Here is a 17842-nt window from a genome sequence, read left to right on the forward strand (position 1 = left end):
TCACGGCTCCTTGCCGGCGGCCTCGATCAGGCCACGCATGTAGCCGATGGCGAAGAGCCGGCCGAGGGTGCCGTAGCCGACCTCGTTCAGCGGCTCGCCGTACATCGTCGGCACGTGATCACAACGCATCAGGCCGTCGAAGCCGACGTCACGATAGGCCTTGACGCAGCCGTACATGTCGGTCGGGCCGGCGTCGTGCCAGGTCTCGGTGAACCGCTCGACGGTGCCCTCGACGTCACGGAAGTGGACGAAGAAGATCTTGCCGTCGGCACCGAGCTCGCCGATCGCCGCCGGAAGATCATCGGTCATCAGCCGGAAGTTGCCCTGGCAGAAGGTGATCCCGTTCATCGGCGAGGCGACGGTCTGCAGCAGGCGGCGATAGCCGTCCAGGCTGGACATGATCCGGCCGACGCCGCCGAGCGGTGACAGCGGCGGGTCGTCCGGATGCATCGCCAACCGGACGCCGGCGTCCTCGGCGACCGGGATCACCCGGCGCAGGAAGTACTCCAGGTTGTCCCACAGTTGATCTTCGGCGATCTCACCCAGCTCCGGCGGCGGCCCGGCCTCGAAGGCGGCGCGGTCGAAGGCGGTCACCACCGAGCCGGCCCGGGACGGGGTGCTGGTCGAAGTCCGGACCCAGTTGCGGTCGGTCATCCACTCGTAGCACCAGATCGGGATGCCGAGCTTGCCCATGCTGGTGATCAAGGTGCAGACCGCGTCGATCTCCTCGTCCCGGCCGGGCAGCCCGCGCTTGGCCAGGTTGAGCGGCGGCCGCCATTCGATCACCCCGAGGTCGAACCCGGCCTGGTTGTAGCGGTCCTTCAGCCGCAGCATCGGCAGGTAGTCCCAGGGGGCGTCGCCGCCGCCGGCATCCAACCGGGCGACCGGCGGCAGGGTGCCGACCGCGTCCTCGACACCGGCCTGGGCGACCAGTTTGGACAGGGTGCCACCGACCTCGGCACCAGGCACCACTTCGGCGATCTTCACGTGCTCAACTCCTCGATCGGGTCAGCTCCAGAGTCGATCATGGGCGGACTCGGTGTCCCACTCCGTGGTGTCGGAGAACAGGATCGGCGCCCGCGGGTCGAGGTGCTCGGCGAACAGTTCCTCGTTGATGTCGGCGAAACCCAGCCCGGGCGCCTCCGGCACGGTGATGTGGCCGTCGACGATGATCGGGTTCGGTAGCCCGGTGACCAGGTCGTTCCAGAACTCGACGTCGGCCGCGTGGTGTTCCAGGGCGAGGAAGTTGTGCGTCGCGGCGGCCAGGTGCACGCTGGCCATCGTCGCCACCGGGCTCGCGGCGAGGTGCAGCGCCATCGCGATCCCCCGCTCCTCGGCATAGTCGCCGAGCCGCTTGGTCTCGGCGATCCCGCCCGAGGTCGCCGGGTCGGGGTGCACCACCCGGATCGCCTCGGCGTCCAACAGCGGCTTGAAGTTCTCGGTCAGATAGATGTCCTCGCCGGTGCAGGTCGGCACGGCGACGGCCTCGGTCAGTTGCCGCCACTGGTCGGTGAACTGCCACGGGATCAGGTCCTCGATCCAGGCCAGCGTGTACGGCTCCAGGGCGCGACCGATCCGGATGCACGAGTCGAGCGCGATGTGGCCGAAATGATCAGTGGCCAGCGCGATGTCATAGCCGACGAGCTCCCGGACCCGAGCGACGTAGTCGGCCAGCGCCTCGACCCCGCGTTGGGTCACCTGGATCCCGGTGAACGGATGCATCGTCGCGGAGTCCGTCAACGCACCCTCGGGCGCGATCAGTGCACCCGGCAGGTCCTTGATCAGATTGATCCCCACGTCCATCTTGAGCATGCTGAAGCCGCGGGCTTTCCGATCAAGGAGCCGCTCGGCCATCCGCTCCGGGTCGGTCTCGCTCGGGGTGTCGGCGTAGCACCGCACCCGATCGCGGAACCGGCCGCCGACCAGGGCGTACGCGGGGACGCCGTAGGCCTTGCCGGCGAGATCCATCAGCGCCATCTCGATCCCGCAGACGCCGCCGCCCTGCCGGCCGTGGGCGCCGAACTGTTTGATCTTGCGGAAGATCTTGTCCAGGTTGCACGGGTTCTCGCCGATGATCCGGCTCTTCAACATCAGCGCATAGGTCGCGCTGGCGCCGTCGCGGACCTCGCCGTAGCCGACGATCCCCTGGTTGGTCTCCAGCCGGATGATCGAGGACGGGAACGGGACGCCGATCAGGTTGGCGATCTTGAGATCGGTGATCCGCAACTCGCTGGGCCGGGAGGCGGTGTTGACGTTGTCTTCGCTGAGCACGGGCGCTGCTTGGCCGGTGGCCATGATCAATCTCCTCGGGGTCTGATCGGAAGCAGGAGGTCAGATCGGGTTGTCCTTGGTCCAGGCGGTGTAGTCGGCCTCGATGTGCTCGGCCCAGGTGCCGGTGTCGATCTCCGTCGTGGTGTAGATCCGCTCGGAGATCCGGAGCTTGCCGAACCGGTCCCGGTGCGCGGTCTTCTTGCTCTCCTGCACCACGGCGGCGACCAGGTGCGGCGGGATGAACGTGACGCCGAGCTCGGTGCCGAGCACCACATCGCCGGGCAGCACGGTGGCCCCGCCGATCGTGACCGCCGCGTTGACCGTGTTGAGCACCACCTCGCGGATCGGCGACGGATCGGTGTCGCGGAAGTAGAAGTTGGCCTCGAGCTCACGCAGCCCGGTCAGGTCCCGCACCCCGCCGTCGATCACCGCGCCGACGCCGGTCCGGGTCGCCACCGCCGTGCCGAGGTTGTCACCGACCACGGTGCCGTTGAACACCTTGCCGAAGATGTCGGCCACGAAGCAGTCGCCGGCGCCGAGCGATTCGATCACCCAGGTGTTCTGCCGGCCGCCCTCGGTGAACCCGTGCGCCCGGCCGTCGCGAACGACCGCCTCGTTGAGGTCAGGCCGGTACGGCACGAAGCCGCAGGTCAGTGCCCGCCCGGCGAAGGCCCGGCCCGGGCTCGACTGGACCCAGCCGCCGACGTACTGCCGGGGATAGCCGGCATGATCAAGAATGGACCAGGCGTGCTCGGCGGTCGCCCCGGCGAGCGCGGCAAGATCATCATCGGGGACCCGGGGCCGGCCGTCGTCGGACCGCTCCCCCTCCCACAGTGGCGTGAGGGCGACGATCACTTCGTAGGACGGCAGCATCGAGGAATCCTCGGTTGACGGGAGTTGCGCAGAATGCAACGCTGTTGACCAATCCTGTGCAGCGGGTTTGCCGACTGTCAAGGGAGTGTTCGTTCCCTGAGCCTTCGAAGGGCAAGGAGGCAAGCGATGGAACGACCGCCCGGTCTCGGTGACGGACGGTCGTCCTCCCTGCGCCGCGGCCTGGTCGCCCTGGAGCTGGTGGCCCAGTCCGGCAAGGACGGCGTCACCGTGACCGAGGTCGCCGCCCAGCTGGCCCTGGACAAGTCGAGCAGCTCGCGGATCCTGGCCACGCTGCGCGAGGCCGGCTACGTCCGGCAGGACGTCAACCGGCGCTACTTCTCCACTCCGCGGTTGGGCAAGCTGGCCCACCGCCGGCCCGGCGTGCTCGACCTGGCCGGCCTGGCCCGGGCCCGGCTGGAGCAGCTTCATGATCAACACGACGAGGCGATCCACCTCGCGGTGGTCAACGGCGGCGAGATGCTCTTCCTGGACTACCTGCAGACCAGCAAGGCGGTGCGCACCGAGATCCCGATGACACCGCGCCCGATCCACGAGGTCGCGGTCGGCATCGCCGTCCTGGCCGCGGTCGAGCACGTCGAACGGGCCCAGCTGCTGCGCGAATCGCTGGCGGCCGGCCAGGACCGGCTGACTCCGGCGCAGCGCAAGGAGCTGTCCCGGCAGATCGAGCTGGCCCAGCAGCGCGGCTGGGCCAGCATCGAGCACGGTGACGACGTCACCCGGGTCGCGGTCGCTCTCACCGACGGTGATCACAACCCGGTCGGCGGCATCTGCCTGTCCGGGCCGTCGTACCGGATCGATCCGGTGGTCGAGGAGCTCGCCGGCTCCACGGTGGCCGCTGCTGCCGAGATCAGCGCAACACTGCGATAACATGAGCCCCGACCTCAGGAGGTGACTCGCATGACCCACACCGTCGGTGTACGTCCCGAGTCGCCTGCCGCGCCGAACCGCCTGAGCTAGCCCGTTCCGTGGCAGTCGATCCGCTGCCTGGAAGGACCAGCAACACGTGAAGTGGTTCGATTCGCCCCAACAGACCCTGCCCACCCGACCCGCGTTCCGCTCCCGATCGGCCTACGTCGAGAGCCTGCACGACGTCGAGGTGTGGCGCCCCTACGTTTCCGCGATCCTGGCCCGGCATCGGCTGCCCGAGGTCGCGGTGGAGGCCGGCTTCGTCGGCAAGTACGCGACGTTCCTGGTCGGCGACGTGGTCGTGAAGTTGTTCGGCCGGTTTCCCAGCTGGAGCAACGATCATGCCGTCGAGCTGTTCATGCAGCTTCGGGTCCAGGACCAGGACGACATCCCGGCGCCCCGGCTGCTCGGCTACGGGAGCCTCTATCCGGACGAGCCCGAACCGTGGCCGTACCTGATCACCGACCGGCTGCGCGGCAGGGCCTGGCGAGACGTGCCCGGTCACGCGGCCGGAACAAGATCACGGATCGCCGGCCGGCTGGGCGAGATCACCCATTCCCTGCACGGGCTGCCGGCCCCGGCGGCGGCTCCGTTCGAGAACGACTGGCTGACCCGGCACGGAGCCGACTGCGCGACCCGGCTCACGGCCGATGGCACGCTCCCACCGCGACTGCTCGAGCAGGTCGGGGACTATCTCGCCCCGGTCGGCGCGGAGCAATGCCTCACTCATGGTGACCTCACCGAAGATCATCTTTTCCTCGACCGCGGCGCCCTGACCGGCATCATCGACTGGGGCGATGCCCAGGCCACGGATCCGTTCTACGATCTCCCGCCGCTGTTCCTCGGGGCCTTCGGTGGCGACCGCAGCCTGTTGCGCGCATTCCTCACCGGTTACGGCTGGCCCGTCGATGATCCTTTCTGCCACCGCGCCCTGAGCATCACGCTGATGCACCGCAAAGCCGAGTTCCTCGTGCGCCGGATCGGCGCCGCGGTCGATCTCTCCCGCTTCGCCACGCTGAGCGATCTCGCCGAGGCGGTCTGGGTCCCGGAGTGATCACGTCCGGTCAGGGCGTGAGGGCGAGCAGCCGGTCGTCCTCCGGGCCGGGATCGCCGCGGCCGTCGGTGTTGTTGGTGATCAGCCACAGATCGCCGTTCGGCGCCCGGGCGACGTCGCGGAGCCGGCCGTACTCGCCGTCGAAGTGGGTCGTGGCCGTTGCCGGCTCGTCGACCGGGACGGCGCGCAGGACCTCGCCGCGGAGGTTGGCGATGAAGATCGTCTCGTCGATGATCGCGATGCCGCTCGGGCTCGCCTCGCCGGTGCCCCACTGCTGCACCGGGTCGATGAACCGGTCGTCGCCGCCGATGCCCTCGACCTCGGGCCAGCCGTAGTTGCCGCCGGGCCGGATGATGTTGAGCTCGTCCCAGGTGTTCTGGCCGAATTCGCTCGCGATCATGGTCCCGTCCTCGGCCCAGGCAATGCCCTGCGGATTGCGGTGCCCGTAGCTGTACACGAGCGACCCCGGATTCGGGTTGTCGGCCGGGACGTCGCCCTCCGGCGTCATCCGGAGGATCTTCCCGGCCAGGCTGTCCAGGCTCTGCGCCTGATCTTGCTGGCCGGCGTCGCCGACGGTCGCGTACAGCTGATCATCGGGACCGAAGGCGATCCGGCCGCCGTTGTGGAAGCTCGCCGACGGGAGTCCTTCGAGGATCGGCTGGGCCGGCCCGAGGGCGAGGGCACCCGGTCGGCCGGTGATCGGGAACCGCTCGATCCGGTTGCCGCCGGCCGCGGTGAAGTACGTGTAGAGGTGGCCGTCGTGCACCGCGATGCCGAGCAGTCCGCCCTCGCCCATCGGTGTGACGCCGGCGATCACGGCGACCTCGCGGGCCACCCCGGACCCGTCCAGCTCGAGGATGCGGGCCGAATCCCGTTCGCTGATCAGCGGCGTCTCGTCGTGGAAGGCGATCGACCACGGCGCCTGTAGACCGGTGGAGATCGTCTCGGGCGGGCCGAAGGAGGGCGCCGGCGCGGTCCCCACCGAAGAGCGCCGGTCGGGCTCGGTGGCGGCACCGTTGGAGCACGCGGTCAGGGCGGCGATGGTGGCCAGGGTGCCCATCAGGCGCCCGAGTCGTCGAGTGATCACGCTCGACAGTCTGCCGTCCGGGCCCAAGGATTCACGTCAGCCGATGCCGCGGACGCGGAAGGCGTCGGTGACGAGCTGCAGCCCTTCCAGGCCGGGGAGGCGGGCGATGTGCTCGTCGATCTTGCGGATCTCGGCCATCCCCTCGGACGAGCCGAAGATGTGGTTCATCACGTGCTTGACCTCGGTCTCGGGCATCACGCCGGAGCCGACCGGGCCCCAGGCCTTGGCCAGGGCGAACCGGGTCAGCTTCCGGGCCGCCGCACTCTGCTCCAGCCGAGCGCGAGCCTGGGTGGTGTAGAACGCGACGTGCCGGGTCTCCTGTTGGCCGATCCGGCGCAACAGCGGCGACAACGCCGGATGATCTTCGAGCTTGGCCAGCCGCCGGTACGCCGCCGTCGCGCACCACTCGTTCACCGCGCCCCAGCTCATGTGCACCGCGACGAAGTCGCCGCCGACCAGGTTGCCGAGCAGGGCCTGCTTGATCGGCGCGATCTTGTCCCGCCAGCCGAGCTTCAGCCGGCGGGCCTTCAGCGCGTCGAAGTCGACCGTGATCCCGTGTCGTTCCAGCACGGCGGCCAGCGCCTCGCCGTGCCAGTATTCCTCCCGGTTCCACATGGTCATGAACGTCGACACCGCGCCCTCCCGGTGCGACGGCGTGGTCAGCATGTCCCGCATGTAGCAGACCGTGTGATATTCGATGTCGCACATGTAGTGCAGGCTGCGCAGCGTCTCCGCCGCCAGCGGATGATCATCGAAGGCGGAGAAGTCGAGGTCCTCCCAGTGCACCCGCTCCGAGGTCTCGGCGTACTTGTCGATGTCGAAGGCCATGATCAACTCCCGCTGTCCTGGACGGTACGCACTCGGATCCGCGATCGGGTCACTCCGGTCCGGAGCCCGGCCAGGCCGGGCAAGGCGCCGATCTCGGCATCGGCCTCGCGCCGGTCGGCCGGCTCGGCGAAGACCGTCCGGACGAACCAGCCGACCTCCGCCGCCGGCAGTTCCGGACCGGGCGGCGGCCAGACCTGTCGCCGGAGCCGACGCCGGACCAGTCGCCGCGCGGTGGCCGAGCCGGCGAGGTCGACGACGGCCCGGGTGCGCAGGTAGTGGCCATGGTTGATCTTGGTCGCCAGCACCGGCTCGGCCAGCGCGCTCAGCGTCGGCTCGAGACCGGTCAGCCGGCGATAGGCGGCCCGGGTCAGCGCCTCGTCCAGCACGCCTTCGACCAGATGGACAGCGACCACCGGGTCGCCGACGAAGTTCGTCCACAGCGCCTCGGTGATCGGCAACAGCCGGTGCCGCACCTCACCGGCGAACCGGCGCAGCGGCGGCTCGGCGTCCGCCGGGAAGTCGACCGGCCAGCCATGCCGGTCGAGCACCTCGCGCAGGGCCGCGGCGATCCAGTGCCGCTCGTAGGCCCAGGTGCAGAGGAACGCGGTGACCTGGGCGTCGCTGTGGGTCGGGGTCACCAACAGCGCCCGCATCCGTTCGATCGTCGACCGCTCGATCCCGTACAGCACGCGGATCAGTCGCAGGGTCGGGGCAGCGCACCGGATCGCGGCGAGGTCGACCAGGCCGGCATAGCTCCCGCTCGCGGCCCGGGCATGGTCGCGAAGATCGACCTCGAGCCGTCCGGCATCGCCGTACCAACCCACCCCTGCACCCCCAACCCGTCACGGTCCCCGATGAAGCTTAGCCTCACCTTACTCGTGGCCGCGCGAGCTGGCCTACCGCTACCGTGGTCCCCGCTTCGAACCGAATGAGAGGAACGCATGTCCGCACCGGCGCCCAGTGGGTGGTCGAGTCTCCCGTCCCGGTTGTCGCCGATCAGCGGCGGCATCGTGCTGGCCTTGACCGCGACGACGTGGCTGCAGAAGACCTACGAGGCGTCGCCGGTCGACGTCGTCCGGACCTACACGCTCTGGGGCCTGCTGAGCACGGTCAGCCACCGGCTGCTGTTCTTGTTGATCATCGCGATCGTCCTCCTGCTGGCGTCCGCGGTGGCCGGCATCGTGCTGCCGCCGGATCGGATGCTGGCTCGCTCGGTCCTCGGCTGGCTGGCCGTCGCGGCCGTGGTGGGCATCGTCGTGAACTCCGACAACGGCCACGCTCCCGGCGCCGGCGCCATCGTCACTCTCGTGGTGTGCTCCGTCACAGCCCTGGTGACGACATTCGTGCCCCTGTTGCGATCCAGGTCACAACAGCCCGTTGCAGCTCCGAGCTGATCTTGACCGTTTGTCGTCAATCTTCGGGTTCTCTTGAGCCTGTGTTGATCAATCGTGATGCCTGGTCGGATTAACTATTCATCAGTAGGCCGGTCCTCCCAAGTACCCGCAGGCTTGGTTGAGGGCCGGCCGAATTATTTTTCCCCCACTGCCGCGAGATGCCGCAGCTTCGCGGGGTTCAGCACGCCATAGATCCCGGTCACCCGACCGTCGGCGATATCCAACCCGACCGCCGTGTACGGCACCCCGTCGGCGTAACCGATCGCCCGGCGCGCGGCCGGATCCCAGACCAGGTCGAACGGCGGCAGGTCCGGGCCGATCGCGGCCAGCATCCGGGCCACCTTGTCGGCTCCCGGGATCGGCCGGAGCGCGGTCCGGATCGCGCCGCCGCCGTCCAGGTGCAGCACCACGTCCGGCGCCAGCAGCTCCATCAGATCGGCGAGGTCGCCGCCGACCGCGGCCCGCATCAGCCGCTCCGCCGCGACCCGAGCCGTGTCCGGCGCGGCCTCGAACCGCGGCCGGCGCTCCTTGACGTGGCCGCGGGCCCGATGCACCAACTGCCGGATCGCGCTCGGTGAGCGGTCCAGGGTCTCGGCGATCTCGTCGTGGCCGAAGCCGAACACGTCATGCAGCACGAACGCCGCCCGTTCCAGCGGTGACAGCGTCTCCAGCACGACCAGCAGGCCCAGCGCCAGATCCTCGGTGTCGGTCACCCGGTCGGCCACGTCGCCGGTGGTCCACAGCGGCTCCGGCAGCCACGGGCCGACGTAGTCCTCGCGGGATCGGCGCAACTGGCGCAGCCGCTCCAGCGACCGGTTGACCACGATCCGCACCAGGTAGCCGCGCGGATTGGCCACCGCGGCATGATCAACTCCGGCCCAGCGCAGCCACGCGTCCTGCACCACGTCCTCGGCCTCGCCGACCGCACCGAGCAGGTCGTACGCCATCGTGAACAGCAGCGGCCGGTATTCGGTGAAGGTCTGCGTCGCGGCGTCGCTCGTCACCCGTCCATCCTCGCACCCGCTCGTCTCGCACCCAGGCGGCGGCGTGAAAGGCTGGGTCTCGTCCCCGCCTCCGATCGACAGGCTTGCCGATGACCAAGATCACCAACGTCGAGTGCCGGCAGGTCGACCTGGAGCCGGAGACCGTGCGGACCGACGCCAGCCAGCAGTTCCTCAAGCAGGAGACGGTCCTGGTCACCGTGCAGGCCGCCGACGGCTGCTCGGGCACCGGGTATACGTACACGATCGGCACCGGTGGCAGCTCGGTGCTGGCCCTGCTCCGCGATCATCTGGCCGACGTGCTGATCGGCGCCGACTCGCGCAACCTCGAGCAGCTCTGGCAGCTGTTGATCAACAACACCCGGGCGACCACGGTCGGCGCGATCACGTCGCTCGCGATGGCCGCGGTCGACATCGCGCTCTGGGATCTGGCCGGGAAGCGGTACGGGCAGCCGGTGTGGCGACTGGCCGGCGGCGCCCAGGAACGACTGCCGGTCTACGACACCGAGGGCGGCTGGATCCACCTCCCGGCCGACGACCTGGTGCGCAACGCGATCGCCGCCCAGACCGCCGGGCACGCCGGCGTCAAGATCAAGGTCGGCAAGTCCCTGGCCGAGGACGTCGAGCGGCTGGCCGCGGTCCGGGCGGCGGTGGGGCCGGCGTTCGAGATCATGGTCGACGCCAACCAGTCGTTCACCGCGGCCGAGGCGACCCGGCGGGCGGCGTCGTACGAGAGCCTCGGCATCGCCTGGTTCGAGGAGCCGCTGCCGGCCGATGACCTGTCCGGCCACGCACGACTGGCGCGTTGCACCTCGGTGCCGATCGCCGTCGGCGAATCGCTCTATTCCGGTCGCCAGTTCGCCGAATATCTCGCCGCCGGCGCCGCGTCGATCATCCAGGTCGACGCGGCCCGGGTCGGCGGCATCACGCCGTGGCTGAAGGTGGCGCACACGGCCGAGTCGTTCAACGTCGACGTGGCGCCGCACTTCCTGATGGAGTTGCACGTGAGCCTGGCCTGCGCCGTGCCGAACGGCCGTTACGTCGAGCACATCCCGCAGCTCGGTGCCGTCACCCGGACCGGGCCGGTGATCGAGAATGGCTGGCTCCGGCCGCCGGACGCGCCCGGCATCGGCATCGACTGGGATCCCGATGCGCTGGACAACCTTCGGGTGGCGTAACCGACGCTGCCGATGTCACAAACGGCGCCGCCAGGACATCGTTGGGTCATGATCGAACCTTGGTGGCCGCTCGCGGTCCTGGCCCTGATCCAACTCGGCGACGGCCTGCTGTGCCTCAAGCCGGTGCAGTTCATCCGGAAATGCTTCGAGGACGTCGGCTTCCCGAAGCGCTGGTGGTGGGTCGCGGCGCCGATCAAGTTCGCGGCGGCGGCCGGCCTGGTGATCGGGATCTGGTGGCGCCCGCTGGCGATCCTCACCACCGCCGCCCTGGTGCTCTACTTCCTGCTCGCCGGCACCGCCCACCTCCGCGCCCGCGACTTCGGCCGCAACTTCTTCCTCACCTGCCTCGGCATGCTCGCCCTCTGCACCGCCGCCCTGATCTTCACCCTCCTCGCCTGAACCACCCCCAAGAACGCCGACTTGTCAGAACTGAGTAGCCCGATAGCGCACCTCAGTTCTGACAACTCGGCTGGGGTGGGAGGGAACAATCCAGATCTGATCCTGAACTTCGGCGGAAACCCTGGGTTTCTGATGGGAAAGCGCTGACCGTTCCTGAGGCCGGATCGGTTTCACTTGATATCAGTTCGGCCGGTTCTCCCGAGTACCTCACAGACTCGGTTGAGTGCCGGCCGTCTCACTGTCCGATAGAGGTCAGTTCGGCCGCGACTACCCGGCACTATTGACCGCTATCCCGTGAGGGGTCAGTAGAGGATGGTGGCGAACTCGCCGACCTGGGTGAAACCGACCCGGCGGTAGGTGGCGCGGGCGGGCAGGTTGAAGTCGTTGACGTAGAGGGAAACGACCGGTGCTACGGCGCGAGCGTGTTGCACGACGGCGGCCATGGCGGCGGCGGCCAGGCCGCGGCCGCGGACCTCCGGGTCGAGCCAGACGCCCTGGACCTGGCTCGCGGCGGCGGAGACCGAGCCGAGGTCGGCCTTGAACAGCACCCGGTCACCCTCGAACCAGCCGAACGCGCGACCGGCCGAGATCAGCTGCCGGACGTAGAACCGGTAGCCGGCCGAGTTGCCCTGGACCGGCGAGACGCCGACCTCCTCGGTGTACATCTTGATCGCCGCTTCGGCGTACGGCTCCCACTCGGCCAGGGTGACCGGCCGGACGTGCGGGTTGGGCTCGACGGCCGGGTCGCTGTCGATCGCCAGCACCGGCTGGGACTTCCGGACCTCACGGACCCGGGCCCAGGTGTCGCCCCAGCGGTCGGACAGGCCGTGCCACAGGGCGAGCGCGACTTCGGACGGGCCGATGATCGAGGAACACATCCGGTGCGGGCCGGCGAACTCGACGAAGGCCTCGACCGCGTCGAGGTCGGCGCCGACCGGCACCAGGTTGGAGCCGGCGTGGCAGAGCGAGCGGAGCACGCCGTCGCGTTCGTACCCCCACATCGGGCAACCGAGGCTGTTCGGGTCGAGCCCGGCGCCGCGCACCCGGGACGCGACGAACACGTTGTCGATCGGCCGGGCGGACAGGACCCGGATCGCCGCGGCGAGATCGTCCCGGTGCAGGACCCGAACCGCGCCGGCGCGGCCCGAGCGTCCGATCGTCGTCGATGCGGCAGTCATAGGGTCAGACCGTATCTGTTCTCGTGCCGCCGGCGACCAGAACCTCAGGTTCTCCTTCGGCGGAATCGCCCAGCTCGTCGGCGATCCGCATCGCCTCTTCGATCAAGGTCTCGACGATCTCGCTCTCCTTGACCGTCTTGATCACCTCACCGCGGACGAAGATCTGGCCCTTGCCGTTGCCGGAGGCCACGCCGAGATCGGCCTCGCGCGCCTCCCCCGGACCATTGACCACGCAGCCCATCACAGCGACCCGGAGCGGCACCGTCAAGCCCTCCAGCCCGGCAGTGACCTCCTCGGCCAGCTTGTAGACGTCGACCTGGGCCCGGCCGCAGGACGGGCAGGAGACGATCTCCAGCTTCCGCGGCCGCAGGTTGAGCGATTCGAGGATCTTGGAGCCGACCTTGACCTCCTCGACCGGATCGGCCGACAGCGAGACCCGGATCGTGTCGCCGATCCCCTGCGCCAGCAGCGCGCCGAAGGCGACCGAGGACTTGATCGTGCCCTGGAACGCCGGCCCGGCCTCGGTCACGCCGAGGTGCAGCGGATAGTCGCACTGCTCGCTCAGCAGCTGGTACGCGCGGACCATGATCACCGGGTCGTTGTGCTTGACCGAGATCTTGAAGTCGCGGAAGCCGTGCTCCTCGAACAGGCCGGCCTCCCACAGCGCCGACTCGACCAGCGCCTCGGGGGTGGCCTTGCCATGCTTGGCCAGCAGCCGCTTGTCCAGCGAGCCGGCGTTGACGCCGATCCGCAGCGAGACGCCGGCCTCCTTGGCGGCCTGAGCGATCTCGCCGACCCGGTCGTCGAACGCCTTGATGTTGCCCGGATTGACCCGGACCGCGGCACAACCGGCCTCGATCGCGGCGAACACGTACTTGGGCTGGAAATGGATGTCGGCGATCACCGGGATCTGCGACTTCTTGGCGATCGCCGGCAGCGCGTCGGCGTCGTCCTGGCTGGGCACCGCGACCCGGACGATGTCGCAGCCGCTGGCGGTCAGCGCGGCGATCTGCTGCAGCGTGGCGTTGATGTCGGAGGTCAGCGTCGTGGTCATCGACTGGACGCTGACCGGCGCCCCGCCGCCGACCAGCACCTTGCCCACCTTGATCTGCCGCGTCGGCCGCCGCTCGGCCAGGGTCGGCGGCGGCAGCGCGGGCATGCCCAGGGCCACGGACGTACGGGAATCAGTGCTCATCGTCTTCCTTCGCGGGCGGTCACCCGAACAGTCGGATCGGATCGAAGATGTCGGCGATGATCAACACGGCGCCGGAGAGCGCGACCACGATGCCGACCGCCCAGGCCACCGGCAGCATCCGCGCGGTGTCGACGTGACCGGGATCCGGTCGCCGGAACAGTCGGGCCAGCGCCCGCTTGACCGCCTCGTAGAGCGCACCGGCGATGTGGCCGCCGTCCATCGGCAACAGCGGGACGAGGTTGAACAGGGCCAGGAAGAGATTGACGTTGCCCAGGGTGAGGGCCAGCGCCGCGAGCTTGTCGGCGACCGGCACCTGATCGGTCGAGGCGATCTCGCCGGCCACCCGGCTGGCCCCGACGATGCTCATCGGCCCGTACAGGTCCCGCGGCTTGCCGGTGACCAGATCCCGCGCCACGTTGAAGACCTTGACCGGGAACTGCAGCAACAGATAGCCGGTGCGCTGGGTCAGCTCCCACATGTCATTGAGTACGGTGACCGGCCCGCCGCGTTCCCGATCGGCCTCCGGGGTGACGCCGAGGAAGCCCTGCTGGATGATCTTGGACGGATCCCACTCGTCGCGGACCCCGTTCAGCGCGGTGTTGACCGGCTTCAACTCGACCTGCTGACCGTCGCGGAGCACGATGATCTTGGCCTGATGATCGAGATTGGCCCGGATCGCCTGCTGCAGTTGGCCCCAGGACTCGATCGGAACGCCGTTGAAGGAGACGATCTGATCACCGGTGCGCAGCCCGGCCTGGAAGGCGGGCGTCTTCGGGTCGTTCGGCGAGCAGGCCGCGGCCGGCGCGTCCAGCGGCCGGATGCACTCGTCGACCCGGCTGACGGTCAGCGTCTCCCGATAGACCCCGAACGTCGCGGTCACGCCGAGCAAGATCGCGAACGCCAGCAGCACGTTCATCATCGGCCCGCCGGCCATGATGATCAACTTCTGCCACCACTTCTTCTGGAACAGCAGCCGGCCGTCGTCCTCGGGCCGGATCTCCTCCCACTCGGCGGCGCGGGCCTGGTCGGCCACCGACTGGAAGATGCCGGTCCGGGTCGCCCGGACCTGGTTGGGCCGCTCCTTGCTGGGCGGATACATGCCGATCATCCGGACGTAGCCGCCGAGCGGGATGGCCTTGATCCCGTACTCCGTCTCGCCCTTGCGGCGCGACCACAGGGTCCGGCCGAAGCCGACGAAATACTGCGTCGTCTTGACGTTGAACAGCTTGGCCGGCAGCAGGTGCCCGACCTCGTGCAGCGCGACCGAGGCCATCACCAGCCCGAAGAAGATGAGCGCGCCCGCGATGTAGATCACGGTCTCCAGCACTGACACTCGGTCCTCTCGATCAGTCCGCGTCGTCGCTACGACGGCGGTGACATGCCTCCGCGGCCCGCTGTCGGGCCCACCCGTCGGCCGCGAGCACGGTCTCCACCGTCAGTTGATCCGTGAAGCGGGCCCCCGCGGCCACCGACGATCCTACGTCGGCTCCGGCGTCGCCGGAATCCTCGCCGGATTCCAGGTGCCGGGCCAGGACGTCGGCCACGATGTCGACGATGTCGGTGAACCGGATCCGGCCCTCGTGGAAGGCGTCGACACACTCCTCGTTGGCCGCGTTGTAGACCGCGGTCGCGGTGCCGCCGGCCCGGCCGGCCCGCTTGCCCAGCTCGACCGCGGGAAAGGCCTCGTTGTCGAGCGGCTCGAAGGTCCAGTTGGTCGCCGCGGTCCAGTCACACGGCCGGGCCGCGCCGGGCAGCCGGTCGGGCCAGGTCAGCGACAGAGCGATCGGCAGCTTCATGTCCGGCGGCGAGCACTGGGCCAGGGTCGAGCCGTCGACGTACTGCACCATCGAATGGACCATCGACTGCGGGTGGACGACGACGTCGATCCGGTCCAGGTCGATCCCGTACAACAGATGGGCCTCGAGCACCTCGAGCGCCTTGTTGACCAGGGTGGCCGAGTTGGTGGTGATGACCCGGCCCATGTTCCAGGTCGGATGCGCGAGCGCCTGCTCGGGGGTGGCGTCGCGCATCTGCTCCCGGGTCAGGCCGCGGAACGGACCGCCGCTGGCGGTGACGATCAGCCGGTCCACCTCCTCGGCCCGGCCGGCGCGCAGGCACTGGGCCAGCGCCGAGTGCTCCGAGTCGACGGCCACCAGCTGCCCCGGTTTGGCCGCGCCGGTGACCAGCGAGCCGCCGATCACCAGCGACTCCTTGTTGGCCAGCGCCAGGGTCGTCCCGGCGGCCAGGGCGACCAGGGTGGGCCGCAGCCCGGCCGAACCCGTGATGCCGTTGAGGACGACGTCGCACGGGGTGCCCGCGACCTCGGTTGCCGCGTCCGGCCCGGCGACGATCTTGGGCAGTTTCAACTTGCCCTCGGACCAGCCGCGCCGAGACGCCTCGGCATACAGCGCCAGTTGCAGGTCCTGGGCCGCGGATGCCTGAGTCAGCCCGACCAGCCGCGGCTCAAAGGCCAGCACCTGCTCGGCCAGCAGCTTCGGACGGCTGCCACCGGCAGCCAGGGCGACGACCCGGAACTGCTCGGGTCGCTCGGCTATCACCTCGAGAGCCTGGGTCCCGATCGAACCGGTGCTCCCCAGCAGGACGACGTCGCGCACCCGCCCAGTCTCCCCCGCTCTCCCCGGCGGCGCGAACCGGCCCGCGAGAACCCGCGGTTATCCGTAGCGCGCCGTAGCGCTGCCTCGTCCCGGCCGGGCGGCGGTTGGTGGGTTGGCATTCGGAGCGCGGGCGTTCGTTCCCTGAGCCTGTCGAAGGGCGGGCCAGGTGATTCCCTCTCGGTTTCGGCCTGGCGACCGAAAGAGACGCGGCGAGGAGCGGGCAGGTGGCACGGTCTTCCGGCGGTGGCGATCCTGACGTCGGATCGTCGTGAGTTCGATCATGGCTTTCCCTTGTTTTGCTGCGTTTGTGGGCGGTGACGACTACAATAGAACACATGTTCGAGTCGTTGGAGTTGCGGGTTGCCGGGTACGGCACCGACGACATCCTCAAAGCTGCCAAGGCTGCGGTGCGGGCGCGGCTGGAAGCGGAGAACGAGCTTCTCGCGTGGACCGCGGCCTGGGCGGATGCGAACTCGGCGGACTCGATCCATCCCGACGAGTTGCGGTTGGTGGGCGGGCCGCGCGGGGTCCGGCCGGGCGGTGTCGGGACGCCGGAGGTCAACGATCTGGCCCTGGTCGAGTTGGCGGTCGCGATGAGGAAGGGTGAGTTCGCCGGGACCCGGTTCGTCGGTGAAGTGTTGGATGTCCGGCATCGGCTGCCTCTGTTGTGGGAGAAGGTGATGGGGTGTGAGGTGGAGGGTTGGCAGGCCCGCTCGATCGCCCGGATGACCCATCACCTCACCGTCGCCCAGGCCGGTCTGGTGGATGCGGACCTGGCTGGGTTCGTCGGGTTGGTCGGGTTCTCGAAGCTGCGGGATCGGGCGGAGGCGGCGATTGCCCGGGTCGATGCGGAGCGGGTGGAGCGGGTCGCGGCGGAGCGCAAGTCCGAGCTGGGGGTGTGGCTGTCCCAGACCTCCGATGAGGGCCTGAAGTCGCTGTTTGCCCGTCTCGAACCGGCCGCGGCGATCCGGTTGTATGCCCGGATCCAGGAACTCGCCGACGCACTCCCTGTCGATGACCGGTCGCCGGACGAACGCCGCGCCGAGGCGCTGGCGTTGTTGGGTAACGAGCTGGAGGCGACCCGGATTCTGGCCGGGGCGCGGCAGCCTGATCTGTTCGCCGGGGAGTTCGCGGCTGCGGTGCAACCGGTCGCGGGTGAGGACCCGGACGAGCCGGTCGAGGAGTCGGAGCTGCATCCGTCGTTGCGGGATCAGCCGGCCATGATCACCGATGCGGGACTGGCCGTGTTCAGGGCGGCGGTCGAGAAGCTGGTGGCCGGGCTGGATCCGTCCCTGCTGTTGCCGACCTCGACCCTGATCGTGCACATCGCGGCCGAATCGTTGGAGACCGGGTCCGGGATCTGCCGGGTGCCCGGGATCGGGCCGACGACCATGGGTGTGGTGAAGGACTGGCTGGGTCATGATCGGGTCAAGGTCGTTCCGGTGGTCGATCTGAACGATCCGCCGGCCCCGGTCGATGCCTACGAGATCCCGGACCGGCACAGACGCTATCTCCGGTTCGCCCGTCCGGGCAGTAGCTTTCCGTGGTCGACCGCGGCCGGGAACCTGGAGCTTGATCACACCGATCCGTACCGGTCGATGGGTGAGGGTGGGCCGCCGGGCCAGACCAGCGTCGACGGATTAGCACCGTTGGCGAAACGGGAGCATCGGGCGGTGACCCATGGCGGCTGGCGGCGGCGACAACCCGAGCCGGGCACGATGATCTTCCGATCACCGCACGGCGACACCCAGCTCACCAACTACTCCGGCACCTTTGATCTTGGTCGCGGGACATTCGCCCACGCCATCTGGGGGGCCTGCGCACCCACGCGCTGAATCGGCG

Annotated in this window: 17 protein-coding genes; 6 read left to right on the top strand and 11 right to left on the bottom strand. The window is 69.3% G+C overall.

Annotation, left to right across the window (positions count from 1 at the left end; genetic code table 11):
- Genes FNH24_RS12265 through FNH24_RS12275 form a run of 3 tightly spaced genes read right to left on the bottom strand, consistent with a single transcriptional unit; the run spans position 1 to position 3144 of the window.
- On the bottom strand, positions 1-987 hold the full coding sequence (locus tag FNH24_RS12265; protein ID WP_152362469.1) for a mannonate dehydratase: 987 nt from the start codon (positions 985-987) through the stop codon (positions 1-3).
- A gap of 21 nt (positions 988-1008) precedes the next feature.
- Positions 1009-2295, bottom strand: a complete 1287-nt coding sequence (locus tag FNH24_RS12270) for a mandelate racemase/muconate lactonizing enzyme family protein (RefSeq protein WP_152362470.1) — start codon at positions 2293-2295, stop codon at positions 1009-1011.
- A 36-nt stretch (positions 2296-2331) separates the two neighbouring features.
- Positions 2332-3144, bottom strand: coding sequence for an RraA family protein (locus FNH24_RS12275; protein ID WP_152362471.1), 813 nt, complete (start codon positions 3142-3144; stop codon positions 2332-2334).
- Between the two features lie 126 nt (positions 3145-3270).
- Between FNH24_RS12275 and FNH24_RS12280 the strand changes: the two genes are divergently transcribed.
- Positions 3271-4032 (top strand): IclR family transcriptional regulator, encoded by a 762-nt coding sequence (locus FNH24_RS12280; RefSeq protein WP_152362472.1) that lies wholly within the window; start codon positions 3271-3273, stop codon positions 4030-4032.
- A 136-nt stretch (positions 4033-4168) separates the two neighbouring features.
- A complete protein-coding gene (locus tag FNH24_RS12285) occupies positions 4169-5125 on the top strand; it encodes a phosphotransferase family protein (protein ID WP_152362473.1) in 957 nt (318 codons plus the stop codon).
- A 10-nt stretch (positions 5126-5135) separates the two neighbouring features.
- Here FNH24_RS12285 and FNH24_RS12290 read toward each other — a convergent pair whose 3' ends face one another.
- Genes FNH24_RS12290 through FNH24_RS12300 form a run of 3 tightly spaced genes read right to left on the bottom strand, consistent with a single transcriptional unit; the run spans position 5136 to position 7864 of the window.
- Entirely contained in the window at positions 5136-6212 is a 1077-nt protein-coding gene (locus FNH24_RS12290) for a PQQ-dependent sugar dehydrogenase (RefSeq protein ID WP_217428181.1), read from the bottom strand.
- A 36-nt stretch (positions 6213-6248) separates the two neighbouring features.
- Positions 6249-7040, bottom strand: a complete 792-nt coding sequence (locus tag FNH24_RS12295; protein ID WP_152362474.1) for a ferritin family protein — start codon at positions 7038-7040, stop codon at positions 6249-6251.
- Between the two features lie 2 nt (positions 7041-7042).
- Positions 7043-7864: a hypothetical protein gene (locus FNH24_RS12300; RefSeq protein WP_152362475.1), complete on the bottom strand. Its 822-nt coding sequence runs from the start codon at positions 7862-7864 to the stop codon at positions 7043-7045.
- A gap of 117 nt (positions 7865-7981) precedes the next feature.
- On the opposite strand from FNH24_RS12300, the gene FNH24_RS12305 reads away from it, so the two are divergent.
- On the top strand, positions 7982-8434 hold the full coding sequence (locus FNH24_RS12305; protein WP_152362476.1) for a hypothetical protein: 453 nt from the start codon (positions 7982-7984) through the stop codon (positions 8432-8434).
- Between the two features lie 134 nt (positions 8435-8568).
- On the opposite strand, the gene sigJ is transcribed toward FNH24_RS12305, so the two are convergent.
- Positions 8569-9438, bottom strand: a complete 870-nt coding sequence (gene sigJ / locus FNH24_RS12310) for an RNA polymerase sigma factor SigJ (protein WP_152362477.1) — start codon at positions 9436-9438, stop codon at positions 8569-8571.
- A gap of 89 nt (positions 9439-9527) precedes the next feature.
- Here sigJ and FNH24_RS12315 point away from each other — a divergent pair, with 89 nt between their 5' ends.
- Together FNH24_RS12315 and FNH24_RS12320 are read left to right on the top strand one after the other, a co-directional pair.
- Entirely contained in the window at positions 9528-10613 is a 1086-nt protein-coding gene (locus tag FNH24_RS12315) for a mandelate racemase/muconate lactonizing enzyme family protein (RefSeq protein ID WP_152362478.1), read from the top strand.
- 48 nt (positions 10614-10661) lie between these two features.
- A complete protein-coding gene (locus tag FNH24_RS12320) occupies positions 10662-11012 on the top strand; it encodes a DoxX family protein (RefSeq protein WP_152362479.1) in 351 nt (116 codons plus the stop codon).
- Positions 11013-11314: 302 nt separating this feature from the next.
- Here FNH24_RS12320 and FNH24_RS12325 read toward each other — a convergent pair whose 3' ends face one another.
- The 4 genes from FNH24_RS12325 to dxr are packed head-to-tail and all read right to left on the bottom strand — an operon-like array spanning position 11315 to position 16000.
- Entirely contained in the window at positions 11315-12190 is an 876-nt protein-coding gene (locus FNH24_RS12325; RefSeq protein ID WP_152362480.1) for a GNAT family N-acetyltransferase, read from the bottom strand.
- A gap of 4 nt (positions 12191-12194) precedes the next feature.
- Positions 12195-13385, bottom strand: coding sequence for a flavodoxin-dependent (E)-4-hydroxy-3-methylbut-2-enyl-diphosphate synthase (gene ispG, locus FNH24_RS12330; protein ID WP_152362481.1), 1191 nt, complete (start codon positions 13383-13385; stop codon positions 12195-12197).
- Between the two features lie 19 nt (positions 13386-13404).
- Positions 13405-14718: a M50 family metallopeptidase gene (locus FNH24_RS12335; protein WP_343031771.1), complete on the bottom strand. Its 1314-nt coding sequence runs from the start codon at positions 14716-14718 to the stop codon at positions 13405-13407.
- A gap of 13 nt (positions 14719-14731) precedes the next feature.
- Positions 14732-16000, bottom strand: coding sequence for a 1-deoxy-D-xylulose-5-phosphate reductoisomerase (gene dxr, locus FNH24_RS12340; RefSeq protein WP_152362482.1), 1269 nt, complete (start codon positions 15998-16000; stop codon positions 14732-14734).
- A 335-nt stretch (positions 16001-16335) separates the two neighbouring features.
- Here dxr and FNH24_RS12345 point away from each other — a divergent pair, with 335 nt between their 5' ends.
- The gene (locus FNH24_RS12345) at positions 16336-17835 is read left to right on the top strand and encodes a DUF222 domain-containing protein (RefSeq protein WP_152362483.1); all 1500 of its coding nucleotides are present in this window, start codon (positions 16336-16338) and stop codon (positions 17833-17835) included.
- Positions 17836-17842: the final 7 nt, after the last annotated feature.

This window comes from Microlunatus speluncae (assembly GCF_009299835.1).
GTDB lineage: Bacteria > Actinomycetota > Actinomycetes > Propionibacteriales > Propionibacteriaceae > Microlunatus > Microlunatus speluncae.

What these genes read in the sequence shown, in the direction of transcription:
- FNH24_RS12325 (WP_152362480.1), bottom strand. Translation starts at nt 12,190, where the DNA reads ATGACTGCCGCATCGACGACGATCGGACGCTCGGGCCGCGCCGGCGCG.
- FNH24_RS12305 (WP_152362476.1), top strand. Translation starts at nt 7,982, where the DNA reads ATGTCCGCACCGGCGCCCAGTGGGTGGTCGAGTCTCCCGTCCCGGTTG.
- FNH24_RS12295 (WP_152362474.1), bottom strand. Translation starts at nt 7,040, where the DNA reads ATGGCCTTCGACATCGACAAGTACGCCGAGACCTCGGAGCGGGTGCAC.
- FNH24_RS12270 (WP_152362470.1), bottom strand. Translation starts at nt 2,295, where the DNA reads ATGGCCACCGGCCAAGCAGCGCCCGTGCTCAGCGAAGACAACGTCAAC.
- FNH24_RS12275 (WP_152362471.1), bottom strand. Translation starts at nt 3,144, where the DNA reads ATGCTGCCGTCCTACGAAGTGATCGTCGCCCTCACGCCACTGTGGGAG.
- FNH24_RS12320 (WP_152362479.1), top strand. Translation starts at nt 10,662, where the DNA reads ATGATCGAACCTTGGTGGCCGCTCGCGGTCCTGGCCCTGATCCAACTC.
- FNH24_RS12315 (WP_152362478.1), top strand. Translation starts at nt 9,528, where the DNA reads ATGACCAAGATCACCAACGTCGAGTGCCGGCAGGTCGACCTGGAGCCG.
- ispG (WP_152362481.1), bottom strand. Translation starts at nt 13,385, where the DNA reads ATGAGCACTGATTCCCGTACGTCCGTGGCCCTGGGCATGCCCGCGCTG.
- FNH24_RS12280 (WP_152362472.1), top strand. Translation starts at nt 3,271, where the DNA reads ATGGAACGACCGCCCGGTCTCGGTGACGGACGGTCGTCCTCCCTGCGC.
- FNH24_RS12345 (WP_152362483.1), top strand. Translation starts at nt 16,336, where the DNA reads ATGTTCGAGTCGTTGGAGTTGCGGGTTGCCGGGTACGGCACCGACGAC.